Annotated in this window: 15 protein-coding genes; 10 read left to right on the forward strand and 5 right to left on the reverse strand. The window is 74.0% G+C overall.

Features of this window, described 5'->3' with window-relative positions; translation table 11 throughout:
* Positions 1-85: 85 nt before the first annotated feature.
* On the reverse strand, positions 86-478 hold the full coding sequence (locus ACN27C_RS26400) for a DUF2267 domain-containing protein (RefSeq protein ID WP_120570209.1): 393 nt from the start codon (positions 476-478) through the stop codon (positions 86-88).
* A 146-nt stretch (positions 479-624) separates the two neighbouring features.
* Here ACN27C_RS26400 and ACN27C_RS26405 point away from each other — a divergent pair, with 146 nt between their 5' ends.
* Positions 625-2,739, forward strand: a complete 2,115-nt coding sequence (locus ACN27C_RS26405) for a molybdopterin-containing oxidoreductase family protein (protein ID WP_422748823.1) — start codon at positions 625-627, stop codon at positions 2,737-2,739.
* A 95-nt stretch (positions 2,740-2,834) separates the two neighbouring features.
* The gene (locus tag ACN27C_RS26410) at positions 2,835-3,539 is read left to right on the forward strand and encodes a CBS domain-containing protein (RefSeq protein ID WP_120570211.1); all 705 of its coding nucleotides are present in this window, start codon (positions 2,835-2,837) and stop codon (positions 3,537-3,539) included.
* Between the two features lie 45 nt (positions 3,540-3,584).
* On the opposite strand, the gene ACN27C_RS26415 is transcribed toward ACN27C_RS26410, so the two are convergent.
* From ACN27C_RS26415 to ACN27C_RS26425, 3 genes are read right to left on the reverse strand one after another with little or no spacing between them, the layout of a single operon-like run.
* Entirely contained in the window at positions 3,585-4,922 is a 1,338-nt protein-coding gene (locus ACN27C_RS26415; protein ID WP_422748825.1) for an MGH1-like glycoside hydrolase domain-containing protein, read from the reverse strand.
* A complete protein-coding gene (locus ACN27C_RS26420; protein WP_422748827.1) occupies positions 4,919-5,737 on the reverse strand; it encodes a sugar phosphate isomerase/epimerase family protein in 819 nt (272 codons plus the stop codon). The genes ACN27C_RS26415 and ACN27C_RS26420 overlap by 4 nt, the downstream gene beginning before the upstream one ends.
* Entirely contained in the window at positions 5,737-6,774 is a 1,038-nt protein-coding gene (locus ACN27C_RS26425) for a zinc-binding dehydrogenase (protein ID WP_422748829.1), read from the reverse strand. Before ACN27C_RS26425 ends, ACN27C_RS26420 begins: the two co-directional genes overlap by 1 nt.
* Positions 6,775-6,895: 121 nt before the next feature.
* Here ACN27C_RS26425 and ACN27C_RS26430 point away from each other — a divergent pair, with 121 nt between their 5' ends.
* The 5 genes from ACN27C_RS26430 to ACN27C_RS26450 are packed head-to-tail and all read left to right on the forward strand — an operon-like array spanning position 6,896 to position 11,372.
* Positions 6,896-8,287 carry an ABC transporter substrate-binding protein gene (locus ACN27C_RS26430; protein ID WP_350815652.1) on the forward strand — a complete coding sequence of 464 codons (1,392 nt, stop codon included), beginning with the start codon at positions 6,896-6,898 and terminating at the stop codon, positions 8,285-8,287.
* Complete coding sequence (locus ACN27C_RS26435; protein ID WP_422748831.1) at positions 8,284-9,243, forward strand: carbohydrate ABC transporter permease; 960 nt, start codon at positions 8,284-8,286, stop codon at positions 9,241-9,243. Before ACN27C_RS26430 ends, ACN27C_RS26435 begins: the two co-directional genes overlap by 4 nt.
* Complete coding sequence (locus ACN27C_RS26440; protein ID WP_422748833.1) at positions 9,243-10,109, forward strand: carbohydrate ABC transporter permease; 867 nt, start codon at positions 9,243-9,245, stop codon at positions 10,107-10,109. The genes ACN27C_RS26435 and ACN27C_RS26440 overlap by 1 nt, the downstream gene beginning before the upstream one ends.
* Before the next feature lie 22 nt (positions 10,110-10,131).
* Positions 10,132-10,734 (forward strand): phosphatase PAP2 family protein, encoded by a 603-nt coding sequence (locus ACN27C_RS26445; RefSeq protein ID WP_422748835.1) that lies wholly within the window; start codon positions 10,132-10,134, stop codon positions 10,732-10,734.
* Positions 10,735-10,766: 32 nt separating this feature from the next.
* A complete protein-coding gene (locus tag ACN27C_RS26450; protein ID WP_422748838.1) occupies positions 10,767-11,372 on the forward strand; it encodes a class I SAM-dependent methyltransferase in 606 nt (201 codons plus the stop codon).
* Positions 11,373-11,511: 139 nt separating this feature from the next.
* Here the strand turns inward: ACN27C_RS26450 and eccB are convergent, their stop codons facing one another.
* Complete coding sequence (eccB, locus tag ACN27C_RS26455) at positions 11,512-12,921, reverse strand: type VII secretion protein EccB (protein ID WP_358173239.1); 1,410 nt, start codon at positions 12,919-12,921, stop codon at positions 11,512-11,514.
* Positions 12,922-13,506: 585 nt separating this feature from the next.
* Here eccB and trxA point away from each other — a divergent pair.
* From trxA to ACN27C_RS26470, 3 genes are all read left to right on the forward strand, one after another.
* Positions 13,507-13,857 (forward strand): thioredoxin, encoded by a 351-nt coding sequence (trxA, locus tag ACN27C_RS26460; protein ID WP_120570220.1) that lies wholly within the window; start codon positions 13,507-13,509, stop codon positions 13,855-13,857.
* Positions 13,858-13,910: 53 nt separating this feature from the next.
* Positions 13,911-14,180 (forward strand): metal-sensitive transcriptional regulator, encoded by a 270-nt coding sequence (locus ACN27C_RS26465; protein WP_422748841.1) that lies wholly within the window; start codon positions 13,911-13,913, stop codon positions 14,178-14,180.
* 139 nt (positions 14,181-14,319) lie between these two features.
* Positions 14,320-15,720: a rhodanese-like domain-containing protein gene (locus tag ACN27C_RS26470; RefSeq protein ID WP_422748843.1), complete on the forward strand. Its 1,401-nt coding sequence runs from the start codon at positions 14,320-14,322 to the stop codon at positions 15,718-15,720.
* Positions 15,721-15,735: the final 15 nt, after the last annotated feature.

Consider the following 15,735-nt stretch of genomic DNA (forward strand, 5'->3'; position numbering starts at 1 on the left):
TTACGGTGAAAATACTTCCAGGCCGTGGAATCTTCGCCGCAGACGGCCTCGGTGCCGCAGCTCAACCCGCTCTCGGGGAGCCTGCTCAGACATCGTACGGCGGCCGTGGGACGGGGTCCACCATGGCGTCGAAGCCCTTTGGGAGCTGCGCGACGAGGTCGTGGAACTCCCCCACCGTCACCGTGTCGCGCAACGTGGCGAGCACCGCGACCGCGCCCACCTCGGCGACCGCCGGGTCCACCGCCGCGCGTTCGGCCACGCGGTACAGGAAGTCCACCGCGCCGCCGGTGGTGGCCGTGCCGCCGGGCTCCAAATAGCCGCCCACGTCGTCCGGCAACTGCGCGGCCAGGTCCGTCGCCTCGTCCGCGGTGATCCGGTCGGCGAGGGTCTGCAACACCGCACGGGAAACGGTCGCGGCCTCGTCGGTGGGCAACTCGGCCCGCCGCGCCACCGCCTCGACGAACAGGGGGAACCGCATCCCACCCCTCCCCTCGCCGCCGGCGGGCACCACGCCACCCGGTCGGCCCCGGCGGGTACCCGCCCCCGCTCCGGCCAAACGCCCCACCCACCGGGAGGCGGAAAAGCCGGAGGGCAGCCGGCCGGTCGCGTCGGTAGCATCCGCGCATGGGACCCGTCACCACCCACCCCGGCGCCTGCCCGCTGGACTGCCCGGACACCTGCGTCTGGCAGCTCACCGTCGAGGACGGCCGGGCGGTCGCGTTGCGCGGCGACCGCGACCACCCGTTCACCCGGGGCGCGCTCTGCGGCAAGGTGAACCGCTACCTGGACGCGGTCAACGGACCGGACCGGCTCACCACGCCCTGGGTCCGTACCGGCCCGAAGGGCGCGGGCCGGGTCGCGTACCGGCCGGCGAGCTGGGACGAGGCCGTCGACCGGGTGGCCACCGGGCTGCGCGCGAGCATCGAACTCCACGGCCCGGAGTCGGTGCTGCCCTACTACTTCGCCGGCACCATGGGACTGGTCCAGGGCTGGACCATGGGGCCCCGGCTCTTCGCCCACCTGGGCGCGTCCCGGCTGGACACCACCATCTGCACGGCGGCGGCGCGGGCCGCGCTGCGCTCGCTCTACGGCGCCTCGGTCGGCTTCGAGCCGGAGTCGATCGTTGAGGCGGGACTGATCGTGCTCTGGGGCGCCAATCCGCTCGTCACCAACCTGCACCTGTGGCCGTTCGTGCAGCAGGCCCGCGAGCGCGGCGCGTACGTGGTGACGATCGACCCGCTGCGTACCGACACGGCGGCCCGCAGCGACGAGCACGTCGCGCCGCTGCCGGGCACCGACGCGGCGCTCGCGCTCGGGCTGCTGCGGCACGTCCGCGACGCCGGGGCGGCCGACGAGGCGTGGCTGGCCGCGCACACCACCGGCTGGCCGGAGCTGGCCGCCCGGCTCGACGACTGGCCGGTGGAGCGGGCCGCCGCCGAGTGCGGCCTGCCCGCGGAGACCATCCGCCGGCTCGGCGAGCGGATCGCCACCACCCGGCCCACCGCGATCCGGGTCGGGCTGGGCCTGCAACGGCACCACGGCGCCGGGCAGGCGATCCGGGCCATCTGCGCGTTGCCGCTGGTCACCGGCGACTTCCGGTACCCCGGCGGCGGGGCGCTGGTGACCACCAGCGGCCACCACCCGGTCGACAACGGCCCGGTGATCCGGCCGGCCGGCATGCCCGCCCCGGCGGCCCGGTCGCTGAACATGAGCCGCCTGGCCGCCGTGCTCACCGGGGAGGCGGACCCGCCGGTCACCTCGCTCGTGGTGTTCGACGCCAATCCGGTGGCGACCGCACCGGACCAGGCCCGGCTGCTGGCCGGGCTGCGCCGCGCCGACCTGTTCACCGTCGTGCTGGAGCAGCGCTGGACCGACACCTGCGACTACGCCGACGTGGTGCTCCCGGCGACCATGCAGCCCGAGCACCTGGACCTCCAGACGTCCTACGGGCACCACTACACGACGCTGAACCTGCCGGTGACCCGCGCGCCCGGCGAGGCGCTGCCGAACACCGAGATCTTCCGGCGGATCGCCGCCGCGCTCGGGATCGACCACCCGGCGTTCCGGGACAGCGACGAGGACCTGGCCCGGCAGTTGCTGGCCGGCGCCCCGATCACGTACGAGGAGCTGCGCGAGCGCACGTACGCCCGGCTCACCGGCGTGCCGGTGGGTTCCGCGCCGTACGCCGAGGGCGGCTTCCCCACGGCGGACGGGCGGGCCCGGCTGCACGACCCGGCGCTGGCCGCGCTCGGGGTGGACCCGCTGCCCGGGTACACGCCGCCGGCCGAGGCGGCCGACCCGGAGCTGGCCCGCCGGTTCCCGCTGACGCTGCTCACCCCGGCCAACCGCTACCTGATGAACTCCACGTTCGCCTCGCTGCCGTGGCACACCCGCCGCGCCGGCCCGCCCCGGGTGCACCTGCACCCGGCCGACGCGGCGGCGCGCGGGCTCGCCGACGGCGACGCGGTACGCGTGCACAACGACCGGGGCGCGTTCCTCGCCGCGGTGGCCGTCGACGAGGCGGCCCGCCCGGGCCTGGCGTTCACGTACAAGGCGTACTGGGCGCGGCGCAGTCCCGGCCGGTCCACCGTCAACGCGGTCACCGGCGTCCGCGACACCGACCTGGGCGAGGCGCCGACGTTCCACGACTGCCGGGTGGAGGTCGAGCCGGTGCCGGCCGCGCTGCTGACCGCCGAGCCGCCCGCCGAGGAGGTCGCCGAGCCCGTCGCGGCCGGGTGATTCGGGACCTCCGGCCCCCTCACCTGGTCTTTGCGCCCCTGCTCCGGCCCGTCGCCGCCGCCTAGCGTCGGAGGCGGACAACAGGGAGGTTCGCCATGCGTACGTGGCAGGTGCAGGACGTGATGACCAGGGACGTGGCGTCGGTACGGGAGGGCACGGCGTACCGGGAGATCGTCGACGTGCTGACCGGACGGCACGTCACGGCGGCGCCGGTGGTGGACGAGACCCGCCGGGTGCTCGGCGTGGTCTCCGAGGCGGACCTGATGTACAAGGTGGAGTTCCTGGGCCGGCCCCAGGAGCGGCGGATCCTGCCCGACCGCCACCGCCGCGAGGCGCGGGCGAAGGCCGGCGCGACGCTCGCCGCCGACCTGATGACCGCTCCCCCGGTCACCGTCGCGCCGGATGCGACGATCGTCGAGGCGGCCCGGCTGATGGACGCGCGCGGCGTGAAGCGGCTGCCGGTGGTCGACGACCTCGGCCGGCTGGTCGGCATCGTCACCCGGGGTGACCTGCTCAAGGTGCACCTGCGCCCGGACGCCGGCATCCGGCGCGACGTGGTCGAGGAGGTGCTGTGGCGCAGCCTCGGCGTCCCCGGCGACGTGGTGGACGTGACTGTGGACCGGGGCGTGGTGACGCTCACCGGCCAGGTGGAACGCCGGTCCACCGCGCAGCTCGCGGTACGGCTGACCCGGCAGGTCAGCGGCGTGGTCGAGGTGGTCGACGCGCTCGGCTACGCGATCGACGACGCGCCGATGGCGGCGTTGCGCATCGGCGGCGGCACCCCGGCCGGCATCGCCTGAGCCCGGACGTACCGGTGGCGTCGGCTCGTGCCGGCGCCACCGGTGTCACTCCTGGGCGAGCGCGTCCAGCACCAGCGCGGCGGTCCAGCTGAACGCCGGTGAGCCGAGACCGGCGCCGGTGTCCGGGTGGAAGTACTCGTGGCAGCCGGCCCGGTCGACCAGGTCGAGCAGCGACTCGCGCAGCCCGGCGGCCAGGTCGGCGCGGCGGTGCGTCCGCAGGCCCTGCCAGAGCAGCCAGCCCGTGTTGATCCAGCTCGGGCCGCGCCAGTAGCGCAGCGGCTCGAAGTCCGGCGCGGTGCGGTCGTACGTGGGCAGTGGCCGGTCCATCCGGGCGGCCAGCCCGAAGCGCGGCGAGCACGCCTCGGCCAGCAGCGCGGTCACCTGGGCGGCGGGCAGCTCGGGCAGCGCGAGCGGCATCAACCCGAGCACGGTCCGGGCCGGCACGAGGCGGTCGGCGCGGACGTCGCGGGGGCGGAACGTGCCGGTGACCGGATCCCAGAGCCGGGTGACGAGCGCATCGGTGATGCGGGCGCCCCGGTCGCGGTGCGGTCCCGGGTCGGCGCCGATGACTGTGGCGATGCGCGCGAGCGCGTACTCGGAGACGCCGAGCGCGGCGTTGACGAGGGGGCACTCCACCAGGAACGGATGCCGCCCGAGCAGTCCCTCGTCCCGGTAGCGGCCGGCCCGGTAGCTCTCCACCAGCGCGACGTAGCGCGCGTAGTCCAGGTCGGTGGGGCGCTGCGAGGCATCGGCGTGCGCGGTGTCGTGTCGGCGGTACGCGCGCATCACCGACTCGTCGGCGGGCACCCCGGCCAGTGGCGCGTCCCAGGCGGGGCTGTTGTCCAGCCCGGACTCCCACGGGTGCACGATCGACGCCAGCCCGCCCCCGCCGGCGTCGCGCCGCCCGGTCAGGTAGCGCTGCTGCGCGACCAGCCTCGGGTAGAGCCGCCGCAGTGCGGCCACCGACGCCTCACCGGGCGCGCGGCGGTGCACCAGCCAGGCGGCCGGGGCGTGCACCGGCGGCTGGACGATCCCGGACGTGGGCCGGGCCGGCGCCCCGTCGGCGCGCGCCGAGTCCCAGAACTGCGGGCCGGGGAAGTACGGCCCGACGCGCGAGGCCGGGTTGAACACGATGTGCGGCACCCGCCCGTCGACCCACTGCGCGGCGAACAGCGTGCGCAGCTCCCGCCAGGCCCGGTCGGGACGGACGTGGGCCAGGCCGATCGCGATGAACGCCGAGTCCCAGCTCCACTGGTGCGGGTAGAGCGTGCGCGACGGCACGGTGTGGTCGTGTTCCCAGTTGGCGTCCAGGGTGGCCAGCGCGAGGCGGCGCAGCCGGGCGTGCCGGTCGGCGTCGGCGCGTACCCCGGTGGTCAGCGTCATGCGGCGGCCCGCCGGGGACGGGCCTGGGCCAGCGCGGTGGCGGCCTGGCGCAGCGCGGCGACCGGCTCGCCGCGCAGCCGGCACTCCAGCGCCAGCCAGCCGGTGTAGCCGATCGCGTCGAGCGTGGCCAGCAGCGCACCCCAGTCCAGGTGCCCGGCGCCGGGCTGGTGCCGGTTGGAGTCGCTGACCTGCACGTGCCCGAGGTACGGCGCGGCGGCGCGCAGCGCGGCGAGCGGGTCGTCCTCCTCGATGTTCATGTGGTACGTGTCGGCGGCCACCCGCAGCGCCGGTGACCCGACCGCACGGCACAGCTCGACGGCCTGGTCGAGCCGGTTGACCATGTGGTCCTCGTACCGGTTGAGCGGCTCCAGGAACACGGTGACCCCCTCGGCGCGGGCGTGCCCGGCCAGCTCGCCCAGGGCGTCGACGAGCACCCGCCGATCGCCGTCGGCCGAGCGTGGTGGTTCGAACGGGGGCAGCCGGCGGGAGAACATGCCCCAGGCGGCGGGCGTCATCGCGCCGGTGCCGCCCAGCTCGGCGATCACCGAGAGCTGGGAGCGCAGGTTGTCCACCGCGTCTCGGGAGCGGCCCGGGTCGAAGTCGCCGATGAAGTGGTCCATCTCGACGCAGACGGTCGGCATGACCACGCCGGCGGCGCGGGCGCGGCGCAGCTCCGGCAGCCGCCGGGCCAACGCGAGATCACCGCGTCCGCGCAGCTCGATGCCCTGGTAGCCGAGGGAGACGGCGAGGGCGTACTTCCGGGTCAGGTCGGTGCCGGGAAGCAGCTGCTCCTGGCACGAGAGCGGAATGTCCATCAGAACCTCAGCACCACTTGGAGGACGTCACCGTCACCGCGGTCGAGCAACGCCAGGGCGTCGGCCACCGCGCCCGCGTCGACGACGTGGCTCACCAGCGGCAGCGGGTCGACGCTGCCCTCGGCCACCAGATCCATGAAGGTGTGTGCGATCCGCGTCCCGGACCACCGGCCGGCCGTGCCGGGTGCCGGGTCCGGCCCGGAGACCTGGGCGGCCACGAGCTGGATCCGGTTGTGGTGGAACTCCTCGCCGAGTTCCAGCCCGTGGGCGTACCCCTGGTAGAAACCGGCCGCGACGACGCGGCCGGCGTGCGCGGTGGCCCGGATCGCCTCGTGCAGCGCCGGGTACGACCCGGACAGCTCCAGACAGACGTCGGCGCCCCGGCCGTCGGTTATGGCCCGCAGCGCGGCGGCGGGCGACTCGGCGGCGACGTCGACCACCCGGCGGGCGCCGAGCCGGGTGGCGTGCGCGAGCCGGCCCGGCATCCGGTCGACGGCGACCACGCGGGCGCCGGAGAGCGCGGCCAGGCGCGTGCCGAGCAGCCCGATCACGCCCTGCCCGAAGACGCCCACCCAGTCGCCCAGGTGCAGGTCACCGGCGAGCACGGCGGTCAGCGCGATGGCGCCGGGCCGGGCGAACACGGCGGCGAGCGGGTCGAGGCCCGGTGGCAGCGGATGCGCCGCGGTCGCGGGGAGCACCGCTTCGGCGCGGTGCCCCCAGATGCCCCAGACGAGCTGGCCGGGCCGCCGCCCGGCCACGTCTGGGGCGACCTCGACGATCTCGCCGACCTCCTCGTATCCGAAACCCACCACCGGGTATGCGGGCGTGGCCTGGCGGGGCACGAACATGCGGGCACCGGCGTCCCAGTCCTTGCGCAGGCGCGGATTGCTGCCTCGGTAGAGCGTCAGTTCGGTGCCGGCGGAGATGCCCGAGTAGCGGGTGCGGACGCGGACCTGGCCCGGACCGAGCCGGTCCGTGGGGCAGGGCTCCAGGCGTACGTGCCGGGGCCCGGCCAGAGAGACAACCCAGTTGCTCATGGCGTCGCTCCGAGGAAAGTGCCGACCCCAATTCTAACCTAAAAAATGGGCATATGTGATTAGATTGATGAATCGATGGGTATTAGCGGCAGGCCGTGCTCTTTCGAGAGGAGTGCCACCGATGTCATCACCCTCCACGCGGCGGCTCGCAATCAGCCTGATCCTGGCACTGGCCGGGACCGGCATGGCCGCATGCAGCGACGACGGGCAGAAATCCGACAGTTCCCAGATCACCGTCTGGAGCCTGGAAGACGTGGCGGACCGCGTCGCCGCCACCAAGGCGATCATCGCCGACTACACCGCCAAGACCGGCGTCAAGGTCAACCTGGTCACCGTCAACGAGGACCAGTTCCCGTCCCTGATCGCCTCCAGCGCCGCCGCCGGCGACCTGCCCGACGTGGTCGGCTCGGTCTCCCTGGCCGGGGTGCGCACGCTGTCCAGCAACGAACTGGTCGACGCCGACGCCAACGCCGCCGTCGTCGACCGGCTCGGCCGGGACACGTTCACGCCCCGCGCGCTGGAACTCACCGGCGACGGCGGCAAGCAGCTCGCCGTACCGAGCGACGGGTGGGGCCAGCTGCTCGTCTACCGCAAGGACCTGTTCGCCGCCGCCGGCCTGCCGGCGCCCGACACGTACGAGAAGATCGCCGCCGCGGCGGCCAAGCTGAACACCGGCGGCGTCGCCGGCATCACCGCGGCCACCTCCCCCGGCGACGTGTTCACCCAGCAGACGTTCGAGCACCTGGCGCTGGCGAACAACTGCCGGCTCACCGACGACTCCGGCAAGGTCACGCTCGACTCCCCCGAGTGCGTCGAGGCGTTCCGCTTCTACGGCGACCTGATGCGCAACAACTCGGTCAAGGGCGCCCAGGACGTCGACACCACCCGGGCCACCTACTTCGCCGGGAAGGCGGCCATGCTGATCTGGTCACCGTTCATCCTGGACGAGCTGGCCGGGCTGCGCGCCGACGCCCGGCCGACCTGCCCGCAGTGCCAGTCCGACCCGGCCTGGCTCGCCAGGAACAGCGGGTTCGTCACCGCGATCAAGGGCCCGAACGGCACCGAACCGGCCCAGTACGGCGAGGTCAGCTCCTGGGCCGTGCTCGACGGCGCGGCCGACCCGGCGAAGTCGTTCGTGGAGTACATGCTCTCCGACGGCTACCCGCGCTGGTTCGGCATGTCCCCCGAGGGGCGTTTCCCGGTGCGCACCGGCACGCCGGAGGACAAGCAGAAGTTCCGGACCGCCTGGAACACCAGCCCGGCCGGGGTGGACACCAAGAAGCCGCTGTCCGAGGTCTACGGCGAGGACGTGCTCGCCACCCTGCGGCGCAGCCCCGACACGTTCCAGCGCTGGGGCCTGACCGAGAACCAGGGCAAGCTCGTCGGCGCCATCCTCGGTGAGCTGCCCGTACCCAAGGCGCTCGCCGACGTCGTCGGCGGCAGGTCCGACGCCCGCGCCGCCGCCGAACGCGCCCGCAAGGACGTCGAGGCGATAGCCAAGGGCGTCAATTGACCACCACCGCGCCGGAGGCCGGCCGCTCCCCCGCACCGGAGCGACCCCGCCGACCCGGCCGACGCCCGCTGACCCTGCGCCGCCGCGAGTCCCGCGCCGGGCTCGCGCTGGTCACCCCGACCCTGCTCGTCGTGGTCGCGGTGATCGGCATACCCATCGTCTGGACGGTGGTGCTGGCCTTCCAGCGGGTACGCCTGGCGACACTGCGCAAGACCGGCCTGTTCGGCGAGCTGACCCTGGACAACATCGACCGGGTGCTGCACACGCCCGGGTTCGCCGGCACGCTCTGGACCACTGTGCTCTACAGCGTCGGCGGCACCGCCGGCTCGATCGTGGTGGGCCTCGCGGCGGCGCTCGCGGTACGCGGGCCGTTCCGGGGCCGCACGCTGGTCCGCGCGTCGATGCTGCTGCCGTACGTGGCGCCGGTGGTCGCCATGACGTTCGTCTGGCAGGTGATGCTGGATCCGCAGCTCGGCATCGTCAACGACTGGGGGCGGCGCTTCCTCGGCTGGGATTCCCCGGTGCCGTTCCTGTCCCAGGAGTCCACCGCGCTGTGGACGGTGATCGCGTTCGAGGCGTGGCGCTACTTCCCGTTCGCGTTCCTGTTCCTGCTGGCCCGGCTCCAGGCGGTGCCCGGTGAGCTGGAGGAGGCCGCCCGGGTCGACGGGGCGACACCCACGCAGCGGTTCCGGCACATCCTGCTGCCGCAGCTCATGCCGGTGATCGCGCTGATCGGCGTGCTGCGGTTCATCATGACGTTCAACAAGTTCGACGACGTCTACCTGCTCACCGGCGGCGCGGCCGGCACCGAGGTGGTGAGCGTGCGGGTCTACCAGTTCCTCACCGCCCGTACCGACATCGGCGCGGCCGCCGCCCAGGCGGTCGTCCTGGCCGTGGTGCTGCTCGTGTTCGTGGCGATCTACCTGCGCTTCTTCGGCGCGCGACGGGAGGCGTGATGGACCGGGACCGGATCGAGACGGTCAGCCTGCGCTGGCTGCGCCGGCTGGTGATCGCCGGGTTCCTGGTGGTCACGCTGCTGCCGTTCTGGTACATGCTGGTGCTGTCGGTACGCCCGATCGAACGCCTGCTGCTCGACCCCGGCTCGCTCTGGGTGCCGTTCGGCGAGCTGACCGTCGCCACGTACGCCGAGGTCCTCAAGTCCGTCTCGGACGGCGGCCAGGGCTTCCTCACGTTCATCCGCAACAGCGGCCTGGTGGCGCTGGCCGCCACCGCGCTCACCCTGGTGATCGCCATTCCCGGCGCGTACGCGGTGTCCCGCCTGCGGTTCTTCGGCCGCCGGCAGGTCAGCGCGCTGTTCCTGGCGGTCTACCTGTTCCCGTCGATCGTCATCGCGATCCCGCTGTTCGTGGTCTTCACCCGGGCCGGGCTGCGCGGGTCGCTGACCGGCCTGGTGCTCGTCTACATCTCGCAGACGCTGCCGGTGTCGGTCTACATGCTGAAGAACTACTTCGAGACGATTCCGGTCAGTCTGGAGGAGTCGGCGGCGATCGACGGCGCGGGCCGGCTCGGCATCATCCGCCGGGTCAGCCTGCCGCTGGCCGCGCCGTCGGTGATGGCCGTCGCGCTGTACGACTTCATGATCGCCTGGAACGAGTACCTGTTCGCGTTGCTGTTCCTGGTCGACCGGCCGGACCGGTGGACCGTGTCGCTGGGGCTGTCGCTGCTGGCCGACGGCGTCGAGGTGCCCAAGACCGTGCTGATGGCCGGATCGGTCATCCTCACGCTGCCGATCGTGGTGCTGTTCTTCGCCGGGGAACGGCTGCTCACCGAGGGACTCACCAGCGGAGCCGAGAAGGGCTGAGCATCCGTGCCAGGATGATCGGGTGCGAGCATCACGGGAGCGCCGGGCCGGCGCGCGGGCGGCCCGGCTGCTCACCGAGGTGCTCGCCCCGACCGTCCTGGTCACGGCGCTGCCGCTGATCGCCGCCGCCCGGGTCAGCCACTCGATCGGCCAGTTCCTGCTCTGGGGCGGCATCGCGCTGACGTTCTGCGCCGTCATCCCGATCGGCGTGCTCGTGCACGGCGTACGCCGGGGACGGCTCACCGACCGGCACGTCGGCGACCGCACCCAGCGGGCCCGGCCGCTGTCGATCGGGCTGGCCTCGGTGGCGGCCGGGTTGCTGCTGCTGGCTGCGGTACGCGCACCCGCCGAACTGTTCGCCGTGATCGTGGTGGTCTTCGTGGTCGGCGCGGCCTGCGCGCTGGTGAACCACTGGTGGAAGCTGAGCATCCACGCCGCGGTGGCCGCCGCCACCGTCGCCGTGCTGGTCCCGCTGGCCGGCCCGGCCGCGAACGTCGGCTGGGCGCTCGTCGCGGCGGTCGGCTGGTCCCGGGTACGCCTGGGCGACCACACCTGGCCGCAGGTGCTCGCCGGTGTCGCGCTGGGCGGGCCGCTCGCCGCCGGCACGTTCCTGGCGCTCGCCTGACCCGCTGACGCAAGATCAGCTACGGTGGCCTCATGGGCAAGCCGACCCGCTGGGTGACCGACACGAAGCCCGGCCACTCGCAGTGGTACGTGGACCGCTTCCGTCAGCTCGCCGCCGAGGGCGCCGACCTGGCCGGTGAGGCGCGGCTGCTCGACGCGCTCGTACCGCCCGGCGCGCGCGTCCTGGACGCCGGCTGCGGCACCGGCCGGGTCGCCGCCGCGCTCGCCGCACGCGGGCACGACGTCGTGGGCGTGGACGCCGACGCGACGCTGATCGAGGCGGCCCGCGCCGACCATCCCGGCCCCCGCTTCCTGGTCGCCGACCTGGCCGAGCTGGACCTGGCCGCCCAGGGCGAGGCCGAGCCGTTCGACGCCGCGGTGCTGGCCGGCAACGTGATGGTCTTCGTCGCGCCCGGCACCGAACGCGACGTGCTGGGCCGCGTCGCCGCGCACGTACGCCCGGACGGGCTGGTGGTGGTCGGCTTCGGCACCGACCGCGGCTACCCGGTGGCCGACCTGGACGCCGACGCGATCGCCGCCGGGCTGCGCCCCGAGCACCGCTTCGCCACCTGGGACCTGCGGCCGTGGCGCGACGACGCCGACTTCGCGGTGACGGTGCTGCGCCGCCCCGCCGGCTGACCGCCGTCCTTCTCGGCCCGGTGCGGCCCGCGCCCGGTGCGGCCCGCGCCCGGTGCGGCCCACGCCCGGTGCGTTCGAGCCCGGTGCGTTCGAGCCCGGTGCGTTCGAGCCCGGTGCGTTCGAGCCGGCCACCCGGCGCTCAGGCGGGTGCGGCGACAGTGCGGGCGGCCTCCGGGTCGAGCGGGCTGCCGGCCGGCAGCAGGTCCACCAGGCCCGCCGGCAACCGCGCCGGGCGCACGCCCGCGTACCCGAGCATGCCCGGCACGTCGGCGCCGGTCAGCGCGTACCGCCGGCCCAGGTCGGTGACCACGCAGATCGCGCCGCCGGTCGCGCCCGGCGCGGGCACCGCCTCCACCAGCGCGCCGCGCCCCGGCTCGACCACCACCTCGTCGGCGAGCCCGGCCCGGCCGCCCGGTGTGCGTGCGGCGGCGGACTGGTCCGGCGCGGTGACGCCGAGGCGGAGCTCGCGGACGCCGGTGTCGTCGCCGGCCCGCGCGCAGAGCGCTCCCTCCGCGGCAGCCAGCCGGGGCGGTACGGCGGGCGGCGCGGTCGGCCCGCCGGGCACCAGACCGGGCAGCTTCGGCAGCGCGGCGAACCGGCCGAGCGTGATCGGTTCCGGATCCCGCTGGCCGGTGCGGGCCAGCAGCAACGCGGCCTGCAACTCGGTGATCGCCGCCAGCCCGCCGCGCTGGGCCACCGCGTACTGCCGTCCGCCACCGGAGTTGCGCACCAGGTAGACGTCGCCCACGCTCGCGCCGGTGACCCGCTCGGACGGCTCGCCGAGGTCGGCCACCGGCGGCGGGGCCAGGTCGGCGCCGGCCGGGAGCGTGTTCAGCAGCGCCGCCGCCACCGGCACCGCCCGTTCCCGGGTGGCGGCGAGCGCGGCGAGCACCCGGTCGGTATCGCGCAGCAGGTAGCGCCGGTCGTGCCAGAGCAGGTGCAGGCCGCCGTCCGGATGCCGGGCGAGCAGGCCCTGATCGCCGAGCGCCCGGCCGCCGGTGGCCTCCCGCCCGATCAGCAGCACCGAGCGGGCCTCGCCGCGCCCCGCCGCCGGCCGACCGGTCTCCGCGCGCCCGGCCTCGTCGCCCTCCACGGAACAGAGCGTCCAGGCGTCGCGGACGAGCCGGTTCGACGCGGGCAGCGAGTCCGGCGCGTCGGCGATGCCGAGCGGCAGGCCGCGCGGCACCCCGTCGATGGCGCGGCGGCCGACCAGCACCGTCTTCGGCCGTTCCGCCCCGATGATCAGCAGGGCGGAGGCGTAGTTGAGCACCGGGTGCAGCCTGTCGTCGCGGTAGACGAACCGCGCACCCGACTCCTTCTCCACGATCACCGCGCCGGTCTCGCGCCACGAGTCACCGCCGCCGGTGAACAGACCGTAGAGCGCGACGCCGCCGAGCGCGATCGCCGCGACCAGGACGCTCGCCAGACCCGCTCCGGCCAGCCGGCGGAACGGCGACTGCGGCGGGTCCGTCTCCCGCATGACGAGCGCGGCGACCGCCCGCTGGACGGTGAACTGGTACGAGTGCAGCTGGTCCTGCCGCGACGCCATCTGATCCCTTCCCGCCGGGACGGTCGGCGCACAGAATAAGCGCTCCGTCGATGCCCCGGCGACCCTGCGTGTCCCTCATCGACCCTTCGTCGTCACCCCGCTCCGCCAGTACGCCGAGGTGGCCGCATCCCACCGCCCCGGACCCCACCACCTCCCCGAACTGGAGTCGATCACGCCCCGGGGTGAACTCCCGCGCCCGGGTCCCAGCGCAAGCACGCCGAGGTGGCTGCATCACACCCACCCGGACCCGGCCACCTCCCCGAAGTGCAGCCGATCTAGGTACGGCACAGGCAGCCCAGCCATCAGCCAAGGCCCGAGCCCTGCATAGCCCCTCACAGGCAACCGCACCCCAATGGGACAGCGGCGTTCGCCACCGCCGAAGCACTCACCCGCCACACCTCCTCCCCGAAGTGGCCGCATCACACCGGCCCGGATCCGGCCACCTCCCCGAACTGGAGTTGATCAGGCGGCCGGACCCATCAAGGGTGGAGTTGCATCGAGGCGCGCCGACCAGGGCACCCACGCGGAATGGATACCCCCGGGGGTGTGTTACACATGCCGGAACCCGAAACGACGGAGGTACTGATGGCCAGCGTGGCGTTGACCACCACCGACTTCGCAGAGACCGTCAACCGGGACGGCATCGTCCTGGTCGACTTCTGGGCCGGCTGGTGCGGCCCCTGCCGGGCGTTCGCGCCGGTCTACGAGAAGTCCAGCGAGCAGCACCCGGACATCGTCTTCGGCAAGGTCGACACCGAGGCCGAGCCGGCCCTGGCGGCCGCAGCCCAGATCCGGTCGATCCCGACACTGATGGCGTTCCGGGACGGCGTGCTGGTGTTCGCCCAGCCGGGCGCCCTGCCGACGGCCGGGCTGGAGGAGCTGATCCGGGCCGTGCGTGACCTCGACATGGACGAGGTCCGGGCCAAGACCGCCTGACGGGTGGCGGCACGGGTACCCCCTGGGGTATCTTCGAGAGCAGGAGGTGGGACGTGAAGCTTCGACCTGAGATGACCGGCGACGCGCTGACCCGGCTCAAGCGGGCCCGGGGGCAGCTCAACGCCGTCATCGAGATGATGGAGAACGGCGAGGACTGCCGCGCCGCGCTGACCCAGCTCGCCGCGGTCTCCAAGGCCATCGACCGGGCCGGGTTCAAGATCATTGCCTCCGGCATGCGCTACTGCGACGCCGCCCGCCAGGCCGGCGAGGAGCCGGAGATGAGCGAGGAGGAGCTGGAGAAGCTCTTCCTGTCACTGGCCTGACGGCGCCCGCCTGACCGGCTGAATCCCGCCCGGGTCGCGTGACCGCGACGCGGGTGGGTAAACACCTGCCTGGAGATCCCAGGCCGCAGACTGTCCCGCACATACCCCCCGGGGTATATAGGCAATGAGAGGAACCGGCATGACCCTCGACGTGTCCGTCATCGCGACCTCCTCGCTCGGCGACCGCAGCTACCTCGCCTCCGACGGCCGGGTGGCGATCGTGGTCGACCCGCAGCGCGACATCGACCGCATCCTCTACCTGGCCGGCGCCGAGGGCGTACGCATCACCCACGTGGTCGAGACGCACATCCACAACGACTACGTCTCCGGCGGCCTGGAACTGGCCCGGATCACCGGCGCGCAGTACCTGGTGGCCGCCGCCGACACGGTCGAGTTCGACCGGACCCCGGTGTCCGACGGCGACACCGTGCCGGTGTCGGACACGATGCGGCTGCGGGTGATCGGCACCCCGGGCCACACCTTCCACCACCTGTCGTACGCCATCGACGAGGCCACCGACGGCGGCTGGACGCCGGCCGGTGTGTTCACCGGTGGCTCGCTGCTGTTCGGCACCACCGGCCGCACCGATCTGCTCGGCCAGCAGTACGCGCACGAGCTGGCGCACCACCAGCACGCCTCGGCGCGCAAGCTGGCCGACCTGCTGCCCGACGGCGCGCAGGTGTGGCCCACGCACGGCTTCGGCAGCTTCTGCTCGGCCAGCCAGGCCGACGCCCCCGAGTCGACGATCGGCCGGGAGAAGGAGGCCAACCCGGTGCTTCGGCTGGCCGCCGACCAGTTCGTCACCGAGACGCTGGCCGGGCTGGACGCCTACCCGGCGTACTACGCCCACATGGGCGTGGCGAACGCGGCCGGTCCCGCCCCGGTCGACCTCACGCCGGTGGCCCGCGCCGACGCCGACGAGCTGCGCCGTCGTATCGCCGCCGGCGAGTGGGTGGTCGACCTGCGCCACCGCAAGGCGTACGCGGCCTCGCACCTGGCCGGCACCGTCAGCCTCGGCCTGGACGGGCCGATGTCGACGTGGCTCGGCTGGCTGATCGACTGGGGTGTGCCGATCACGTTCCTGGCGCAGACCCCGGAGCAGGTCGCCGACGCCCAGCGGGAACTGGTCCGCATCGGCATCGACCGCCCGGCCGCCCAGGCCACCGGCGAGCCCGAGCAGTGGACCGCCGACCCGTCGCAGCTGCGTGAGCTGCCCGTGGCCGACTTCGACGCGCTCGCCGCCGCGCAGGCCGGGAACACCCCGGCCGGGCTGCCCGAGCCGCAGGTCGTCCTCGACGTGCGGATGACGAACGAGTGGAAGGCCGGGCACATCGACGGCGCGGTGCACGTGCCGCTGCCGGACGTGCCGAAGCGGCTCGCCGACATCCCCTCCGGGACGATCTGGGTGCACTGCGGCTCCGGCTACCGGGCCACCGCCGCCGCGTCCCTGCTCGCCAACGCCGGCCGTGACGTGGTGCTGATCGACGACTCGTACGGCCGGGCCGAGGCGGCCGGCGTACGCATGGCGCCCACCGCCTGACCTCTCCCCGAGCGC

It is taken from the genome of Micromonospora sp. WMMD1219, assembly GCF_049315215.1.
Classification (GTDB): domain Bacteria; phylum Actinomycetota; class Actinomycetes; order Mycobacteriales; family Micromonosporaceae; genus Micromonospora; species Micromonospora tulbaghiae.

What these genes read in the sequence shown, in the direction of transcription:
- ACN27C_RS26450 (WP_422748838.1), top strand. Translation starts at nt 10,767, where the DNA reads ATGGGCAAGCCGACCCGCTGGGTGACCGACACGAAGCCCGGCCACTCG.
- ACN27C_RS26400 (WP_120570209.1), bottom strand. Translation starts at nt 478, where the DNA reads ATGCGGTTCCCCCTGTTCGTCGAGGCGGTGGCGCGGCGGGCCGAGTTG.
- ACN27C_RS26440 (WP_422748833.1), top strand. Translation starts at nt 9,243, where the DNA reads ATGGACCGGGACCGGATCGAGACGGTCAGCCTGCGCTGGCTGCGCCGG.
- ACN27C_RS26405 (WP_422748823.1), top strand. Translation starts at nt 625, where the DNA reads ATGGGACCCGTCACCACCCACCCCGGCGCCTGCCCGCTGGACTGCCCG.
- ACN27C_RS26410 (WP_120570211.1), top strand. Translation starts at nt 2,835, where the DNA reads ATGCGTACGTGGCAGGTGCAGGACGTGATGACCAGGGACGTGGCGTCG.
- ACN27C_RS26430 (WP_350815652.1), top strand. Translation starts at nt 6,896, where the DNA reads ATGTCATCACCCTCCACGCGGCGGCTCGCAATCAGCCTGATCCTGGCA.
- ACN27C_RS26470 (WP_422748843.1), top strand. Translation starts at nt 14,320, where the DNA reads ATGACCCTCGACGTGTCCGTCATCGCGACCTCCTCGCTCGGCGACCGC.
- ACN27C_RS26415 (WP_422748825.1), bottom strand. Translation starts at nt 4,922, where the DNA reads ATGACGCTGACCACCGGGGTACGCGCCGACGCCGACCGGCACGCCCGG.
- ACN27C_RS26425 (WP_422748829.1), bottom strand. Translation starts at nt 6,774, where the DNA reads ATGAGCAACTGGGTTGTCTCTCTGGCCGGGCCCCGGCACGTACGCCTG.
- ACN27C_RS26420 (WP_422748827.1), bottom strand. Translation starts at nt 5,737, where the DNA reads ATGGACATTCCGCTCTCGTGCCAGGAGCAGCTGCTTCCCGGCACCGAC.
- trxA (WP_120570220.1), top strand. Translation starts at nt 13,507, where the DNA reads ATGGCCAGCGTGGCGTTGACCACCACCGACTTCGCAGAGACCGTCAAC.
- eccB (WP_358173239.1), bottom strand. Translation starts at nt 12,921, where the DNA reads ATGGCGTCGCGGCAGGACCAGCTGCACTCGTACCAGTTCACCGTCCAG.